Here is a 15,579-nt window from a genome sequence, read left to right as displayed (position 1 = left end):
AATAAAAAACCTTGTAGAAAAAATCTACAAGGTGTCTAAAATCAGATTAGAAAGCTAGATATACATCATTGTATCCAATACTAAACAGCTTTGGTTAGTTGTAGCTTTCCATAACATTGGCTCTGCATCTTTGCAGAAAGACGCTTATTGGCGCCTTTAGAAAATATCAGCACATACTGAACGTAGAGCCAAGTATGGAAAGCTACAACGATTGTCATGCAATCCAAAATGACGTCATATCCTTACATCGAGGAATGAAATCTACTAAAATTTGAGAATAAAGATCTGACTGAAAGCAATGCTTATCACAGTGGCGGGACCGTGTTGGAATTTCACCAAACTTCCATATTCACAAAAGTACTGAAATATTTATCTAGCAAGCAAATTATACCATATACATAGCGTGGTTACAACTATTTTGTCGTATTTATTTAAGAAGAATTGATAGAAAAATTTTATAGGATAATAAGAAGGTAAACATATAAAAAGTATGGGGGAGCATGTCTTTTATGAGATGAGATACAATATCTTAAAAATTAGAAGAGAAAAGGTGTTTTTAAAATGATAAGAGCATGAATTTTATTGACGAGAAAGCGTTATTATGTTAAAATTTCACCATAAGCACAAAGGCGTGTTTACTTCATAAAAGCAATGTTGCTATGTGGAAAAAATCCACCTATGAATGTGGTTGTTTTCGTGTAGCATTTTTTCATGCTTTTTATCTTAAAAGAAAGGAGAATGAATATGTATAAAATATATTATAAAACAGAATTGTGTATAGGTAGAGGTGCTTTGGAACAGTTAAGTACATATAAAAATGAATGTTTCTTAGTTGTAGCGGATCCGTTCTTACAAACATCTGGCCAAATCAATGATGTTTTAAAATATGTTGATAGCAGTAATGATGTGATTGTGTTTACTGATATTGTTCCTGATCCTCCAATTGAAACAGTTGTTTCTGGTATTAAGAGTGCAGAAGGAAAAAATGTAAGTATTGTGTTGGCAGTCGGTGGTGGCTCTGCTATTGATGCAGCAAAAGCGATGTATTATTTTGCATCTAAACAAGGTATTTTTTCAGGAGCAACCTTCATTGCTGTTCCAACAACAAGTGGAACTGGTTCAGAAGTAACAGATTTTTCAATTATCACAGATGCAGAAAAAGAAACAAAATATCCATTGATTTCAAGAGATATTTTACCTTCTGTTGCAATTTTAGATGCCGATTTAGTGTTAACTTTACCTGCGAATATTACAGCAGATACAGGAATGGATGTATTAACACATGCAATCGAAGCGTATGTTTCTAAAAATGCTACCGATTTTTCAGATGCATTAGCAGAAAAAGCTATTAAACTTGTTTTTGAATATTTGCCTAAAGCGTATGCAAATGGACATGATGTAGAAGCACGTGAAAAAATGCATGCAGCGTCAACATTGGCTGGTATGGCATTTAATACAGCATCTTTAGGATTAAATCATGGTATTGCTCATGCAGCAGGTGCTAAATTCCATGTGCCACATGGACGTTTAAATAGTATTTTAATGCCACATATTATCCAATATAATGCGAATATGACGAGCGTTGGTAAAATTGGATATGATAAATCAACAGCAATACGCTATCAACAAATTGCAAAATTATTAGGTTGTAATGCCTCTAATCCTGCAATGGCAGTTAGACAATTAGTAAGTGCTATAAAACAATTACAGAAAAAATTGAATATGCCAACAACATTAAGAGAATATGGTGTGGCATCACAAGATTTTCTTGCACATAAAGATGAGATAGCTCTTGCGGCTATTAAAGATCGTTGTACAGATACAAACCCAAGAACACCTTCACCAGAAGATGTGGCTAAAATTTTAGAAAATGCATTTTAGATTGCTAGATATACCATTTTCTAATATAATAGATGAGCTACATAATCTAACAAAATGAAGGGTGTGACAAAATGGAAGAAAAACAAAGAATGATACAGGAATATGTACCTGGTAAACAGGTCACATTAGCGCATTTAATTGCCAATCCTGATCCAGTCATTTATGAAAAGCTTGGTTTAATTACTGAGAAAAAAGGTGCAATAGGTATTTTAACCATAACCCCAAGTGAAGCAGCCATTATTGCAGTAGATATTGCAACAAAAGCTGCAGATGTTCAAGTTGGATTTGTAGATCGCTTTAGCGGTTCTGTTGTGTTAACAGGAGATGTTGCTTCAGTTGAGGCTTCTCTTGTAGCTGTTTTACAAGGCTTAGAAGATATTTTAAGTTTTTCAAGTACAGTTGTAACACGCACATAATTTGAACAAATCTTAAGGAGAGCGTGATGAAGGGTAGAATACTAATTGTTGATGATGAACCTATGGCAAGATTAGACATTAAAGACATTTTGGAAGAAGCGGGATATGAAGTTGTTGGAGAGGCTGCAGATGGCTTTGAAGCAATTGATATGTGTCAAAAGTTTACTCCAGATCTTGTTTTAATGGATATTAAAATGCCGTTATTAGATGGATTAACTGCAAGTAAAAAAATATTAGATGATAAATTAGCATATAGCGTTATTTTGTTATCTGCATATAGTGATGAAGCATATACAAATAAAGCCAAACTATATGGAGCAAGTGCTTATTTAGTGAAACCACTAGATGTAAAATCTTTGGTACCAATGGTTGAAGTTTGTGTTGAAAAAGGAAAAGAGTTAAGAGAACTTTCACAAGATATGGAGAAATTAGCTAAAAAATTGGAAGATCGAATTATTATAGAAAAGGCGAAAGGTCTACTTATGGAGCAAGAGCATTTAAGTGAGCCTGATGCTTTCAAAAAAATTCGAACAATTAGTATGCAAAAGCGTGTTCCAATGGTTGAAATAGCTAAATTGTTAGTGTTACATGATGACTTATAAAGATGATATTATTCGTATTTGTAAAGAGCAAACAACTTTGGATGAGTTTGATATAGAGTGGATTTTATCTCAAGCAGATAGATTGATGCGAAGCTCAATGTATGCATTAGAAGATGTATTCATCGATGTGAAGGATGCTTATTCCGAAAATGCAATCGTTATTTTTCATAAAAAACCGCAAAAAAAACAAAGTTTATATGAAAAAAATGTTGTTGGAAGCATTGCTTATTTACATAATGAACCAGGTGTGATTCGAACATTACAAACGGGTGCAAAAACAAATGGATTGTCGGCCTTATCTCAAGAAGGTGTATCCATTCAGCAAAAAGTATTTCCGATAACAAGAGAAAGTAAAGTCATAGCTGTAATTATTATTGAAACGGATGTGACCGAAAAAATCTTGTCAACTTTTTCGATAGACAATGATAAAAATAGCGTTTATGAATTAACGAATGCTTTGCAAGTTTCTCAACTTGAACAAATTACATTATCAGATTATATAGATGATGCCATTTTAATTTTTGATGGGCAAGGTTATTTAAAATATTATAACCATGCAGCTAATAATTACTATCGTAAAAAATTAGGTTATCGAGATTCAATTACTGGTATGCACTATGATAATTTAGTTTTGGACAGTTTCCAGTTTAAAGCCATTCAAAAGAAAATTCTTAATGGACGTTGGGAAAATAATAAAATAGTAGAAATCAAGTATGGACAATATTATTTTTCAGTAAAACGACACTTTATTCAAGACAGTAATATTTTTGTGATGATTTTTAAAGACATTACAGAAATTAAGCAAAAAGAATCGAGGTTGTTAACTGAAGCAACTGTTATTCGTGAAATTCATCATCGTGTTAAAAATAATTTACAAACCGTTGTGTCATTGCTTCGTCTTCAAGCAAGACGAAGTAAAAATCCTGAAGTGAAAAAGACGTTAAATGATAGTGTAAATCGCGTTTTATCTATTGCGATGACGCATGAATTGTTATCTTCACAAACTGAGGACGAAATTGTACTGGCTAAAGTCTTAGAAGAAACACTTGGAAATATTCAACGTTTCTTCATGGGCCAATCAGATGTTCGATTGACGTATAATATTGATACGAGCATTTTATTGGATAGTAATAGAGCAGTAGCAACTGCTCTTGTTGTGAATGAATTGGTCCAAAATAGTTATGACCATGCTTTTGAAAAAATAAATCGAAAAAATTTATATATTCATTTGCATGTTAGCCTAGAAAATGGTATGATACGTTTAGAAGTTGCCGATAATGGAAAAGGTTACAAAATTCAAGAGCATGAGGAAAGCCGATTAGGTTTAACGATTGTGAATCAATTTGTAAAAAGTAAATTATCGGGTAAAATTTCTGTTCAGTCCGACAGAAATGGAACGGTAACAACTATTACATTTAAAAAATAACAACTAACAATGATGTTAGAATAAAGCAATGACGCTTCAAGGTAAGGTAGTAGACTAGTAGTCTAACTATATGTCTTTGAGTGTCTTTTTTTTGGAGGTGTTACGCACATGTCGGATAAAATTTTAAGTGTAGGGATTGACTTAGGGACAGCAACTACGCAGCTAGTTTTATCAGAGTTAACCATTGAAAATATCGCATCTGTATTTACCATACCGCGTGTGTATATTACAGATAAAAAGGTTCTATATAAAAGCGATATTATTTTTACCCCTATTTCTGAAAATCACTTGATTGAAGCTGAAAAAATTAAGCAGTTCGTGACAAGCGAATATGCAAAAGCAGGCATTGAAAAAAGTGATATTCAAATGGGTGCTGTTATCATTACTGGTGAAACGGCACGAAAAGATAATGCAAGTCATGTGCTTGAGGTTTTAAGTGGTTATGCAGGTGACTTTGTTGTTGCAACCGCCGGTCCTGACTTAGAAAGCATTATCGCAGCTAAAGGTGCATGTAGTCATATTTACTCAGAAGAGCACCATACATCAGTAGCCAATATTGATATTGGTGGTGGGACATCTAATTTAGCTGTTTTTAGAGAAGGTGACTTGATTGATACAGGGTGTTTTGATATAGGTGGCCGTTTAATTAAATTGGATCCTAAAACACATGTGATCAGTTATATCGCACCAAAATTACTTGATATTGTAGCTGAATTAAAATTAGATTTAGCTGTTGGAAAACCGGCTAATCGAAAAGATTTAGATACAATTATTCAAATTATGGTAACCGTTTTAGAACAGTCTGTTGGTATTGAAAACAATAGTCCGTACTACGAAATGTTGCAAACAAATCATGGTTTAAAATTAAACTATGAAATACGTTGCGTATCATTCTCTGGTGGTGTAGCCGATCAGGTTTATGGCACTGATGTTGATGAATTCGCTTACGGTGATATTGGTGTTTTATTAGGACGTGCTTTACAAAAATCTAAAATTTTCACAGAACGTAAAGTAATTGTTTCTGAAGAAACCATTCGTGCAACAGTGGTAGGGGCAGGAAGTCATACAACAGATGTGAGTGGTAGTACAATCACTTATATTTCAAATGTATTGCCAATTAAAAATATTCCTGTTCTAAAATTAGCTGTATCTGATGAAAAAGAATCAGCAATGGAAATGGCACAAATCATTCACGATAAAGTGAATTGGTTTACGTTAGAAAACGAAGTGCAACAAGTTGCTTTAGCTCTTGAAGGAGAGAAAAGTCCGTCATTTACAAGAGTTGTGGACATAGCAAGTGCTATTGTAAAAGGTATGGATGAAAGCATTCGTAAAAACATTCCGTTGATTATTGTTGTTCGTCAAGATATGGCAAAAGCACTGGGACAATGCTTATTTGCTCAGTTGCCAAAAGACTATCCATTTGTATGTATTGACTCTGTTGATGTACAAAATGGAGATTATATCGATATTGGTAATCCGGTCATCGAAGGCTCGGTATTGCCAGTCGTTGTAAAAACGTTAGTATTTAACTAAAAAAAGAAAACCAAGGAGGAATTTCAGATGATTCTGAAAACTAAATTGTTCGGCAGAAGCTATGAATTCAAATCAGTAAAAGAAGTAATGGCTAAAGCTAACGAAGAAAAATCTGGTGACCAATTAGCAGGAGTTGCAGCTCAATCTGCTGAGGAACGTGTTGCGGCTAAAGTTGTTTTAGCACAATTAAAATTATCAGATATATTTAACAATCCAGCTGTTCCATACGAAGAAGACGAAGTAACTCGTATTATCGTTGACGATGTTAACTTACGTACTTATGAAAAAATCAAAAACTGGACAGTTGAAGAATTACGTGAATGGATTTTAGATACAAATACAACAAGTAATGATATTCACTGGTTATCTCGTGGTTTAACTTCAGAAATGGTTGCTGCAGTAACAAAACTAATGTCAAACATGGACTTAGTTGTTGGTGCACAAAAAATTATCATTACAAAAACAGCTAACACAACAGTTGGTGAACCTGGAACATTCTCATCTCGTTTACAACCAAACCATACAACAGATGATCCAGATGGTATCATGGCTTCTACAATGGAAGGTTTTGCTTATGGATGTGGAGATGCGTTATTAGGTTTAAACCCAGTTGACGATTCAACTGAAAGTGTTAAACGTGTTTTACATAAATTCAATGACTTTATTGAAGAATTTAAAATCCCAACACAACACTGTGTATTAGCACATATTACAACACAAATGGAAGCAATGAACCAAGGTGCTCCTTCTGGACTTGTTTTCCAATCTATCGCTGGTTCAGAAAAAGGAAATACAGCATTCGGTTTAGATGGAAAAATTGTTCAAGAAGCATATGATACAGCACTTAAAGTAGGTACTGCTGCTGGTCCTAACGTGATGTACTTTGAAACAGGTCAAGGTTCAGAATTATCTTCTGATGCTCACCACGATGCTGACCAAGTAACAATGGAAGCTCGTTGTTATGGATTTGCAAAACGCTTTGATCCATTCTTAGTAAACACAGTAGTAGGGTTCATCGGACCTGAGTATTTATATGATGCAAAACAAGTTATCCGTGCTGGTTTAGAAGATCACTTCATGGGTAAACTAACAGGTATTTCTATGGGTTGTGACATTTGTTATACAAACCACATGAAAGCTGACCAAAATGATGCTGAAAACTTAACATTATTATTAGGTTTAGCAGGTATCAACTATATCATGGCTATTCCTCATGGTGATGACATCATGTTAAACTACCAAACAACTGGTTACCATGAATCAGCATCAATGCGTGAGTTATTAAACAAACGTCCAATTAAAGAATTTGAAATTTGGATGAAAAACATGGGCTTATTAGATGAAAAAGGTAACATGACTGAATTATTCGGTGATGGATCTGTATTCATGAAGAAAAATATTTAGGAGGTGTCTTTGATGAATGAAGCACAATTAAAAGAAATGATTCGCTCTTTATTAAGTGAAATGTCGTCTGATGATGCTAACACATCTAAAGATACTGTTACATCAGAATCAAATGGTGGTACAGTAGTATTTAAACCTGCTGGGTCTTCACCAGTGAATACTAACGAAAGTGTTATTGAAGAAGGTTGTATTCCTGATATTTCAGAAGTAGATATTCAAACACAATTCTTAATTCCAAATGCTGCAAATAAAGAAGCATACTTAAAAATGAAAAAATTCACGCCTGCTCGTTTAGGATTATGGAGAGCTGGTACTCGTTATAAAACACAATCTGTTTTACGTTTCAGAGCAGACCATGCGGCAGCTCAAGATGCTGTTTTCTCTTATGTTGATGAAGACTTCGTAAAAGAAATGGGATTTGTTCCAACTGAAACAAAATGTACTTCAAAAGATGAATATTTAACACGTCCAGACTTAGGTCGTTTCTTCAATGAAGATCAACAACAATTCATTAAACAAAACTGTGCACTTAACCAAAAAGTACAAGTTGTTGTTGGTGACGGATTAAGTTCTGCTGCTATTGAAGCAAATATTAAAGACTTGTTACCATCATTGAAACAAGGTCTAAAAATGTTTGGTTTAGATTTCAATGAAGTATTATTTGTAAAACATTGTCGTGTTGCTGCAATGGACCAAATTGCTGAATTGACTGGTGCTGAAGTAGTGTGCTTATTGATTGGTGAACGTCCAGGTTTAGTAACTGCTGAGTCAATGAGTGCTTATATCGTTTATAAACCAACTGTTGGTATGCCAGAATCAAGAAGAACAGTTGTATCTAACATTCATAAAGGTGGTACACCTGCTGTTGAAGCGGGGGCTTACATCGCTGAAATTATCAAAAAAATGTTAGAAAATAAAAAATCTGGTATTGAATTAAAATAATTTTTAGGAGGTAAACGTTGTGAAAAACGAACGTCTTGGAGCAAATGTTTTAAGTACACAAATTATTTCTAACGTAGACGCTGGATTGGCTGCATCATTAGACTTAAAGCCACATCACAGAAGTTTAGGGATTGTATCATCTGACTGTGACGATGTAACATACGTTGCATTAGATGAAGCAACAAAAGCAGCAGATGTAGAAGTTGTGTACGCACGTAGTATGTATGCTGGTGCAGGTAATGCATCAACAAAATTAGCAGGGGAAGTTATCGGTATTATTGCTGGTCCTAACCCAGAAGAAGTACGCAGCGGTTTAGATGTTGTTGTGTATGAAATTGAAAATGGTGCAAGTTTCTATAGTGCAAATGACGATAATTCAATTCCTTACTTTGCACATTGTATTTCACGTGCTGGTTCTTACTTATCAGCAGGTGCTAATGCAGAAGAAGGAACAGCAATTGCTTACCTAATTGCACCTCCAGTTGAAGCAATGATTGGATTAGATGCAGCTCTAAAAGCAGCAGATGTACAAGTTGGTGCTTTCTATGGTCCACCAAGTGAAACAAACTTTGCGGGTGGCTTATTAGTAGGATCACAATCAGCATGTCGTGCAGCTTGTGATGCATTCGCAAGAACTGTTCAAACAGTTGCAGACGATCCTAAAAATTATTAAGAGGATGAATTAAATGACAAAAGAAGCTCTAGGGTTAGTTGAGGTTCGTGGCTATATCGGTGCTGTTGTAGCTGCTGACGCAGCATTAAAAGCAGCTAATGTGTCATTATTAAATGTTGAACGTATCAAAGCCGGATTACATACTGTACAATTAGTGGGTGATGTAGGTGCTGTTAAAGCAGCCGTTGATTCAGCTGTTGCATCTATTTCAGACTTAGGTTGTTTGATGAGCAGTCATGTTATTCCTAGACTTGATTCACAGACCGAAATTTTATTTACGGATATTCGTAAAAAAGACATTCAAAAACCAGCTAAGGTTGTTGAAGAAGTTGAAGAAGTTATAGAAGAGGCTGTTGTTGTTTCAGAAGTTGTTGAGGAAAAACCTTTAGTGGTTGAATCAATTTCAGAAGAAGTGATTGTGGCGCAAGAAGCATCTTCAAGCTATTCTTTAGAAGAATTAGAAAAATTAAAAGTTGTTGAATTACGCTCAATAGCATATCGTGAACCTAATATTGGCTTAACTAAAAAACAAATAAAATTTGCAAACAAAAAAACATTGCTAGACGCATTGTTAAAAAAATAGGAAGGGAGTGACATTTAGTGAAACTATTGGATAAAGACTTAGTGTCTATTCAAGAAACACGTGATTTAATTCGTGAAGCAAAACAAGCACAACAAGAATTAGCAAAAATGAGTCAAGAACAAATTGATACTATTGTTAAAGTTGTTGCAAAAGCATGTTATGATGAGCGTGAACGTTTAGCTAAAATGGCGTCAGAAGAAACAGGTTTTGGACGCTGGCAAGATAAAGTATTAAAGAATGCATTGGCTTCTAAAGGCATTCTTGAAGAAATCAAAGATATGAGAACAGTAGGTATCTTGAGTGAAGATAAAGAAAATAAAGTGATGGAAGTGGCTGTACCAGTTGGTGTGGTTGCAGGTTTGATTCCGTCAACAAACCCAACATCTACTGTTATGTATAAAGCGTTGATTTCATTAAAAGCTGGTAACAGTATCGTCTTCTCTCCACATCCAAATGCTTTGAAATCTATTGAAGCGACTGTTGATGTCATCAAACGTGCTGCGAAAAGTGCAGGTTGCCCAGAGGGTGCTATTGGGGTTATCCATAATGTATCATTACAAGCAACAAATGAATTGATGAAAAATAAAGACACTAACTTGATTTTAGCCACTGGTGGTTCAGCAATGGTTAAAGCGGCTTATTCATCAGGGACACCTGCTATTGGTGTAGGTCCTGGTAATGGTCCAGCATTTATCGAAAGAACAGCTGATGTACCAACAGCAATCAGACAAATTCTTGATTCTAAAACATTTGATAATGGTGTTATCTGTGCTTCAGAACAATCTATTATCGTTGAAGAAGATATGAAAGCGACTGTTGTAGCAGAATTCAAAAAACAAGGTGCATACTTTGTTCCAGAAGAAGATGCTAAAAAATTAGGAGCATTCATCATTTTACCAAGTGGTGCAATGAATCCAAAAATGGTAGGTAAATCTCCACAAGTCATTGGTAAATTAGCAGGTATTTATGTACCAGAAGATGCTCGTGTGTTAATTGCAGAAGAAACAGGTGTTGGTAAACACGCACCTTATTCAATGGAAAAATTAGCACCAGTATTAGGCTTCTATACTGTTAAAACTTGGGAAGAAGCATGCGAATTGAGCATGAAAATCTTACACCATGAAGGTGTTGGTCATACAATGACAATTCATACACAAAACGAAAAAATTGTTCGTGAATTTGCATTGAAAAAACCAGTATCAAGATTATTGGTAAATACAGCAGCTGCTTTAGGTGGTGTAGGTGCAACAACTGGATTATTCCCAGCCTTTACTTTAGGTTGTGGTGCTGTTGGAGGAAGTGCTACTTCTGATAACGTAAGTCCATTAAACTTATTTAACGTACGTCGTATTGCTTACGGTACATCTGAATTAGCAGATTTACGTCGTGCTGAAAATCAACAAGTAGAAGTAAACACTACTTCTGTAAGTAATACAGACGAAGAACAACTTATTAACTTACTTGTTCAACGTGTATTATCAAAATTAAACTAGGTTTGTTAAAATAAAAAACAATAACATATTTTAGGAGGAAATTTATTATGGCAAACACAAACGCATTAGGTATGGTAGAAACAAAAGGTTTAGTAGGAGCAATCGAAGCAGCAGATGCAATGGTTAAAGCAGCTAACGTTACTTTAATTGGTAAAGAACAAATCGGTGCTGGATTAGTAACAGTTATGGTTCGTGGTGATGTAGGTGCTGTTAAAGCTGCAACTGATGCAGGTGCTGCAGCTGCTGAAAACGTTGGTGAATTAGTATCTGTTCACGTAATTCCACGTCCACATTCAGAAGTTGAAGTTATCTTACCAAAATAATTGATACGATTATTTGAAAATAAAGGTAAAATAAACAGATAGAACGCAACGAGCGTTTTACTCGTTGCGTTGCCTGTCTGTATGCAAGGATGTGAAAGTGTGTCAGTTTTAACAGAATCCAAAGTTAGAAAAATGCTGAAAGAGTATAACTACTTAGAAAGTGGTATTTTTGAACTCCGTGCAGGAGAAAAATTGACACCGGCTGCAAAAGGCTTTTTGAATGACCGTCACGTCAAAGTTGTAAACTCTAACAAAAGTAGTAGTGCTGCATCGCATACAGCAAATGCTGTTGTGGTCCATAAATCTGTTACATGTGTTGAAGAATCAGCTGTTTTACCACACTTATCAAAATTGATGACTTTGTATCCTTTATTGTTAAAAAATCAACGTGAATTATATCAAGAGTATCAACCAGAAAAGTGTCATCAAATAGGACATTTATTAAATGTTATTGAAAGTATTGTTTCTCATCGTATTCACGATGATATTTGTGAATATCATGAAACATTACCAAATAATGTTGAATTACAAGCTATTCGAGTAGCTAAACAGTTGGACCAAAGAAGTGTTATGTTAAATTACACTGCTGCTAGTTGGCAGCTTAGCTGTTATGAAACATATATTGCTTGTGTGGTGTTACGCAAAGAGTTAGAGGAAGCATTATCATCACAAGATGATTCATTTGCAATTCAAACAATTAACTTGTTAAAAGCTATTGAAGTCTTATTATGGCTTATCACAAGTGAATAAAAATAATGGAGGTATGAGATGTCTTTAAATGGATTAGATCAATTAGTGGATAAAGTTCTAGAATTGGTTCAAACAGAACTCACTGGAACTTTTGAAGTAGAAGCTAGTGGACGCCATGTGCATTTAAGTCAAAAAGATTTAGACGCATTATTTGGACCAGGTTATCAACTGACAAAATTAAAAGACCTTTCTCAACCTGGACAATTTGCATGTAAAGAACGTATTACAGTATTAGGCCCTAAAGGTGCATTACACAATGTTATTATTTTAGGACCAGTTCGTAGTGAATCTCAAGTTGAAGTATCATTAACGGACTGTTTAGCACTAGGTACGCAAGCTCCAGTTCGTGAAAGTGGAGATATTGAAGGTACACCGGGTGTTGTTTTATTAAACGGTACAAAAAATGTTGTTTTAGACAAAGGTTTAATTGTAGCAAAACGTCATATTCACATGACACCAGAAGATGCTGCAAAAGCTAATGTTGAAAATCAAGAAATTGTTCAAGTTAAAGTTGAGGGAACACGTCCACTTATTTTTGATGATGTAGTGGTTCGTGTAAGTCCTAAATTTGCAACATATATGCATATTGACTATGATGAAGCAAATGCGTGTGGCTTTAAAAAAGGTATGAGAGGACGTATTATAAAAAAATAATACGGTCTTGTATTGCAGTGGTGATACAATCATTTTATAAAGAAAGGCTGATGAAGAATGGAAAATTTAGACAAACTTGTTCAGTTAATAACCGATCGTTTGTTAGAAAACCTTCAAAATGAGCCTGAAAAAGAATCCATATTATTGATTGGTAAAGATAGTACGCGTTTAGCGTTAGAAAAAGCAGGTTATGATTTAGTAGATTGTAATAGTGATGTGGTTGACTTGGTTGTGGTAGACGATTTGTCTTTAGACGCTTTTTTAAGAGTAGCGTCTTTATGTCCAACTTCTGAAAAAGAATCAGCATTACTAAAACATTTATTGAATGGTAAAAAAGCTTTTGTATCTAAAGAAGCCTTTAATGTGGAAAACTATAAAGGTTCTGCAAGTAGTTTGTTGTACCGTCAATTAGTGCAACAAAAAGAAAAACTTGAAAAATATGGCGTAACATTTTATCAAGATGAAAACTTGTTGAATTGTCTGTCAAAAACAGATAATCGTCAAGTCGTAAGAGAAACTGTGACAAAACGTTCAGAAACAAGTGGAAATACAAAAACAAAGTTAATTACTGAGAAACGCTTTAAGGAATTAGGATTAACTGAGGGCGATGTGTTCCATATTGAAAAAGGTATGATTGTAACAGCTCTTGCAAAAGATTATGCTAAACGTCATAAAATTATTTTAAATTAAAATTAAGGAGTGGAATGAAAGATGTTTGTTGGGAAAGTTGTAGGTAGTTTATGGGCTACTAGAAAAGATGAGAATTTGAATGGGTTAAAATTATTAGTAATCGAACGTCAACTGAATGAACATCAAGTAGATCCAGCCCTTATTATAGCAGCAGACCGTATCGGTGCAGGTGAAGGTGATTTCGTATTGGTAACAACGGGTAGTTCTGCTCGTGTTAGCTTAAACAATACCGAAGTACCTGTTGATATGGTTGTTGTTGGTATTATTGATAAAGTTGAATATCCAAAAGATGAATAAATAGGAGAATATTGATTTATGAGTATCAATGAAATAATCATTTACATCATGGTTCTATTCATGCTCGTTGGTGCAGTTGATAAATGTATCGGTGGCAAATTAGGCCTAGGTGAAAAATTTGAAGAAGGTATTATGGCAATGGGTGCTTTAGCACTATCAATGGCTGGGATTATGGTTGTAGCACCATTATTGGCTGACTTATTAAAACCAATCATTGTACCATTATATGGTTTGGTTGGTGCTGACCCATCTATTTTTGCGACAACATTTATCGCAAACGATATGGGTGGTGCTCCACTTGCTTTAAAATTAGCTCAAGATCCAGCTGTTGGTAATTTTGCTGCTTATGTATTAGGTTCAATGATGGGACCTACTATTGTATTTACAATTCCAGTTGCATTAGGAATTATTGAAAAAGAAGATCGTCCATTATTAGCACGTGGTATTTTATACGGATTAGTAACAGTACCTATTGGATGTTTCTTAGGTGGATTATTCGTATTACCTTTTGGCACTTTAATTGTAAACTTAATTCCAATTATTATCGTTTCAGGTTTAATTTTTGTAGGTCTATTATTAGCACCAAATGCAATGATTAAAGGATTTGAAGTATTTGGCCAAATTATCGTTGTTATCGCAACTTTAGGGTTAGCATTCGGTGCTGCTCAATTATTAACTGGTAATGAATGGTTGAACAACTTATATCCAGTTGGTGCAGAAACATTACAAGAAGCATTCGGTGTTGTAGGTTCAATTGCTGTAACATTAGCAGGGGCATTTGGTTTAGTTGCTGTGTTTACAAAAGTAGCAAACAAACCATTATCAGCTATCGGTAAATCATTAGGTATGAACGAAGTTGGTGCAGCTGGTTTAGTAGCTTCTTTAGCAAATAATATTGCGATGTTCCAAATGTTAAAAGATATGGACAAACGTGGTAAAATCATCAACGTTGCGTTCGCTGTATCAGCATCATTTGTTATCGGTGACCACTTAGGATTTACTGCTGGGGCAAACTCAGAAATGATCGTGCCAATGATGGTAGGTAAATTAGTTGGTGGTATCACAGCTGTTTTATTAGCATTTGTGTTAACGAAAAAAGAAGCATAATCAATACACTTTGGAGGAATAGATTATGGCAGATGTAAATCGTTCAGAACTAGAAGCATTAGTTCGTAAAATTTTATTAGAAGAATTATTGTCAAAAGACTCAGCTAAAAAAATTAGTAAAGCAGGCGTAGCATCTATTGCTTTACCAACTTTAGATGTTCGTGCTGAAGATCGTTTAGATACAGGTAATCCAAATCACTGTGTATACACACGTGACTTGTTAACATTAGAAGAAAGTCCAAGATTAGGTCTTGGCTTGATGACAATGGAAAAAACAACTTTCCCATGGCATTTAGACTATGATGAAGTGGATTACGTGATCGAGGGTCAATTAGATATTATTACTGGAGATGAAGTAATGAGTGCAGGTCCAGGAGAAATTTTATTTATTCCAAAAGGAAGCGATATTCAATTCTCTGTTAAAGACAAAGCACGTTTTATCTATGTAACATATCCAGCTGACTGGCAAAATCAATAATAAAATGATGAATCGTATTGATGAGTGAAATCATCAATACGATTTTTTTGGTTCTATGTCAAATGGTGTTGGTAGAGAGAAATAATGAGTATATTAGTAGTGAATGGCATAAGCCATTCACTAACTTTTTCACATTCTTTTTCTGCCACTGAGAATGGTGTTATATAATTAAAATACGTAATAAAAAGCTCTTCGTCAATTATAGTTGTAAGCAAAAAAGTAAGTATTCCATTAGTAAGAAATATTGATTATTTTTTATTTTTCCATTAAAAAGTGTGTCAATATTTTTTCTTTTGTAGATACTCTAACAGAAAAATAGAATAA

17 protein-coding genes and 1 riboswitch are annotated in these 15,579 nt (G+C 34.5%); all 17 genes read left to right on the top strand.

Features of this window, described 5'->3' with window-relative positions:
- Positions 1-226 precede the first annotated feature (226 nt).
- Positions 227-372: riboswitch (adenosylcobalamin (AdoCbl) riboswitch) on the bottom strand.
- A 372-nt stretch (positions 373-744) separates the two neighbouring features.
- Positions 745-1,881 (top strand): 1-propanol dehydrogenase PduQ, encoded by a 1,137-nt coding sequence (locus tag GMA11_RS00575; protein ID WP_163545260.1) that lies wholly within the window; start codon positions 745-747, stop codon positions 1,879-1,881.
- A 71-nt stretch (positions 1,882-1,952) separates the two neighbouring features.
- Complete coding sequence (locus tag GMA11_RS00570; protein WP_163545259.1) at positions 1,953-2,297, top strand: BMC domain-containing protein; 345 nt, start codon at positions 1,953-1,955, stop codon at positions 2,295-2,297.
- A 26-nt stretch (positions 2,298-2,323) separates the two neighbouring features.
- The gene (locus tag GMA11_RS00565; protein ID WP_163545258.1) at positions 2,324-2,899 is read left to right on the top strand and encodes an ANTAR domain-containing response regulator; all 576 of its coding nucleotides are present in this window, start codon (positions 2,324-2,326) and stop codon (positions 2,897-2,899) included.
- Complete coding sequence (locus GMA11_RS00560) at positions 2,889-4,325, top strand: sensor histidine kinase (protein ID WP_163545257.1); 1,437 nt, start codon at positions 2,889-2,891, stop codon at positions 4,323-4,325. Before GMA11_RS00565 ends, GMA11_RS00560 begins: the two co-directional genes overlap by 11 nt.
- 108 nt (positions 4,326-4,433) lie before the next feature.
- Positions 4,434-5,861, top strand: a complete 1,428-nt coding sequence (gene eutA / locus GMA11_RS00555) for an ethanolamine ammonia-lyase reactivating factor EutA (protein ID WP_163545256.1) — start codon at positions 4,434-4,436, stop codon at positions 5,859-5,861.
- A 27-nt stretch (positions 5,862-5,888) separates the two neighbouring features.
- Positions 5,889-7,265 carry an ethanolamine ammonia-lyase subunit EutB gene (locus GMA11_RS00550; RefSeq protein WP_163545255.1) on the top strand — a complete coding sequence of 459 codons (1,377 nt, stop codon included), beginning with the start codon at positions 5,889-5,891 and terminating at the stop codon, positions 7,263-7,265.
- A gap of 12 nt (positions 7,266-7,277) precedes the next feature.
- A complete protein-coding gene (gene eutC, locus GMA11_RS00545) occupies positions 7,278-8,207 on the top strand; it encodes an ethanolamine ammonia-lyase subunit EutC (RefSeq protein ID WP_163545254.1) in 930 nt (309 codons plus the stop codon).
- Between the two features lie 19 nt (positions 8,208-8,226).
- Positions 8,227-8,880, top strand: coding sequence for an ethanolamine utilization microcompartment protein EutL (gene eutL / locus GMA11_RS00540; protein WP_163545253.1), 654 nt, complete (start codon positions 8,227-8,229; stop codon positions 8,878-8,880).
- A gap of 13 nt (positions 8,881-8,893) precedes the next feature.
- A complete protein-coding gene (locus GMA11_RS00535; RefSeq protein ID WP_163545252.1) occupies positions 8,894-9,463 on the top strand; it encodes a BMC domain-containing protein in 570 nt (189 codons plus the stop codon).
- A 17-nt stretch (positions 9,464-9,480) separates the two neighbouring features.
- Positions 9,481-10,956, top strand: coding sequence for an acetaldehyde dehydrogenase (acetylating) (locus GMA11_RS00530; protein WP_163545251.1), 1,476 nt, complete (start codon positions 9,481-9,483; stop codon positions 10,954-10,956).
- Positions 10,957-11,003: 47 nt separating this feature from the next.
- Complete coding sequence (gene pduA / locus GMA11_RS00525) at positions 11,004-11,279, top strand: propanediol utilization microcompartment protein PduA (RefSeq protein WP_163545250.1); 276 nt, start codon at positions 11,004-11,006, stop codon at positions 11,277-11,279.
- A gap of 99 nt (positions 11,280-11,378) precedes the next feature.
- Positions 11,379-12,029, top strand: a complete 651-nt coding sequence (locus GMA11_RS00520; RefSeq protein ID WP_163545249.1) for a hypothetical protein — start codon at positions 11,379-11,381, stop codon at positions 12,027-12,029.
- A gap of 18 nt (positions 12,030-12,047) precedes the next feature.
- Positions 12,048-12,683: an ethanolamine utilization phosphate acetyltransferase EutD gene (gene eutD / locus GMA11_RS00515; protein ID WP_163545248.1), complete on the top strand. Its 636-nt coding sequence runs from the start codon at positions 12,048-12,050 to the stop codon at positions 12,681-12,683.
- 57 nt (positions 12,684-12,740) lie between these two features.
- Positions 12,741-13,373, top strand: a complete 633-nt coding sequence (locus GMA11_RS00510) for an ethanolamine utilization protein (RefSeq protein WP_163545247.1) — start codon at positions 12,741-12,743, stop codon at positions 13,371-13,373.
- A gap of 21 nt (positions 13,374-13,394) precedes the next feature.
- Entirely contained in the window at positions 13,395-13,670 is a 276-nt protein-coding gene (locus GMA11_RS00505) for a EutN/CcmL family microcompartment protein (protein ID WP_163545246.1), read from the top strand.
- 18 nt (positions 13,671-13,688) lie between these two features.
- Positions 13,689-14,777, top strand: a complete 1,089-nt coding sequence (locus tag GMA11_RS00500) for an ethanolamine utilization protein EutH (RefSeq protein ID WP_163545245.1) — start codon at positions 13,689-13,691, stop codon at positions 14,775-14,777.
- Positions 14,778-14,802: 25 nt separating this feature from the next.
- Positions 14,803-15,255 carry a cupin domain-containing protein gene (locus GMA11_RS00495; RefSeq protein WP_163545244.1) on the top strand — a complete coding sequence of 151 codons (453 nt, stop codon included), beginning with the start codon at positions 14,803-14,805 and terminating at the stop codon, positions 15,253-15,255.
- The last annotated feature ends 324 nt before the right edge of the window (positions 15,256-15,579 follow it).

The sequence above is a fragment of the Granulicatella sp. zg-ZJ genome (genome assembly GCF_010892355.1).
Taxonomy (GTDB): domain Bacteria; phylum Bacillota; class Bacilli; order Lactobacillales; family Aerococcaceae; genus WM01.
This window is presented reverse-complemented; position numbering and strand designations above follow the sequence as displayed.

Coding starts and splice junctions, on each gene's coding strand:
- GMA11_RS00575 (WP_163545260.1), top strand. CDS start 745: ATGTATAAAATATATTATAAAACAGAATTGTGTATAGGTAGAGGTGCT.
- GMA11_RS00570 (WP_163545259.1), top strand. CDS start 1,953: ATGGAAGAAAAACAAAGAATGATACAGGAATATGTACCTGGTAAACAG.
- GMA11_RS00565 (WP_163545258.1), top strand. CDS start 2,324: ATGAAGGGTAGAATACTAATTGTTGATGATGAACCTATGGCAAGATTA.
- GMA11_RS00560 (WP_163545257.1), top strand. CDS start 2,889: ATGACTTATAAAGATGATATTATTCGTATTTGTAAAGAGCAAACAACT.
- eutA (WP_163545256.1), top strand. CDS start 4,434: ATGTCGGATAAAATTTTAAGTGTAGGGATTGACTTAGGGACAGCAACT.
- GMA11_RS00550 (WP_163545255.1), top strand. CDS start 5,889: ATGATTCTGAAAACTAAATTGTTCGGCAGAAGCTATGAATTCAAATCA.
- eutC (WP_163545254.1), top strand. CDS start 7,278: ATGAATGAAGCACAATTAAAAGAAATGATTCGCTCTTTATTAAGTGAA.
- GMA11_RS00535 (WP_163545252.1), top strand. CDS start 8,894: ATGACAAAAGAAGCTCTAGGGTTAGTTGAGGTTCGTGGCTATATCGGT.
- pduA (WP_163545250.1), top strand. CDS start 11,004: ATGGCAAACACAAACGCATTAGGTATGGTAGAAACAAAAGGTTTAGTA.
- eutD (WP_163545248.1), top strand. CDS start 12,048: ATGTCTTTAAATGGATTAGATCAATTAGTGGATAAAGTTCTAGAATTG.
- GMA11_RS00510 (WP_163545247.1), top strand. CDS start 12,741: ATGGAAAATTTAGACAAACTTGTTCAGTTAATAACCGATCGTTTGTTA.
- GMA11_RS00505 (WP_163545246.1), top strand. CDS start 13,395: ATGTTTGTTGGGAAAGTTGTAGGTAGTTTATGGGCTACTAGAAAAGAT.
- GMA11_RS00500 (WP_163545245.1), top strand. CDS start 13,689: ATGAGTATCAATGAAATAATCATTTACATCATGGTTCTATTCATGCTC.
- GMA11_RS00495 (WP_163545244.1), top strand. CDS start 14,803: ATGGCAGATGTAAATCGTTCAGAACTAGAAGCATTAGTTCGTAAAATT.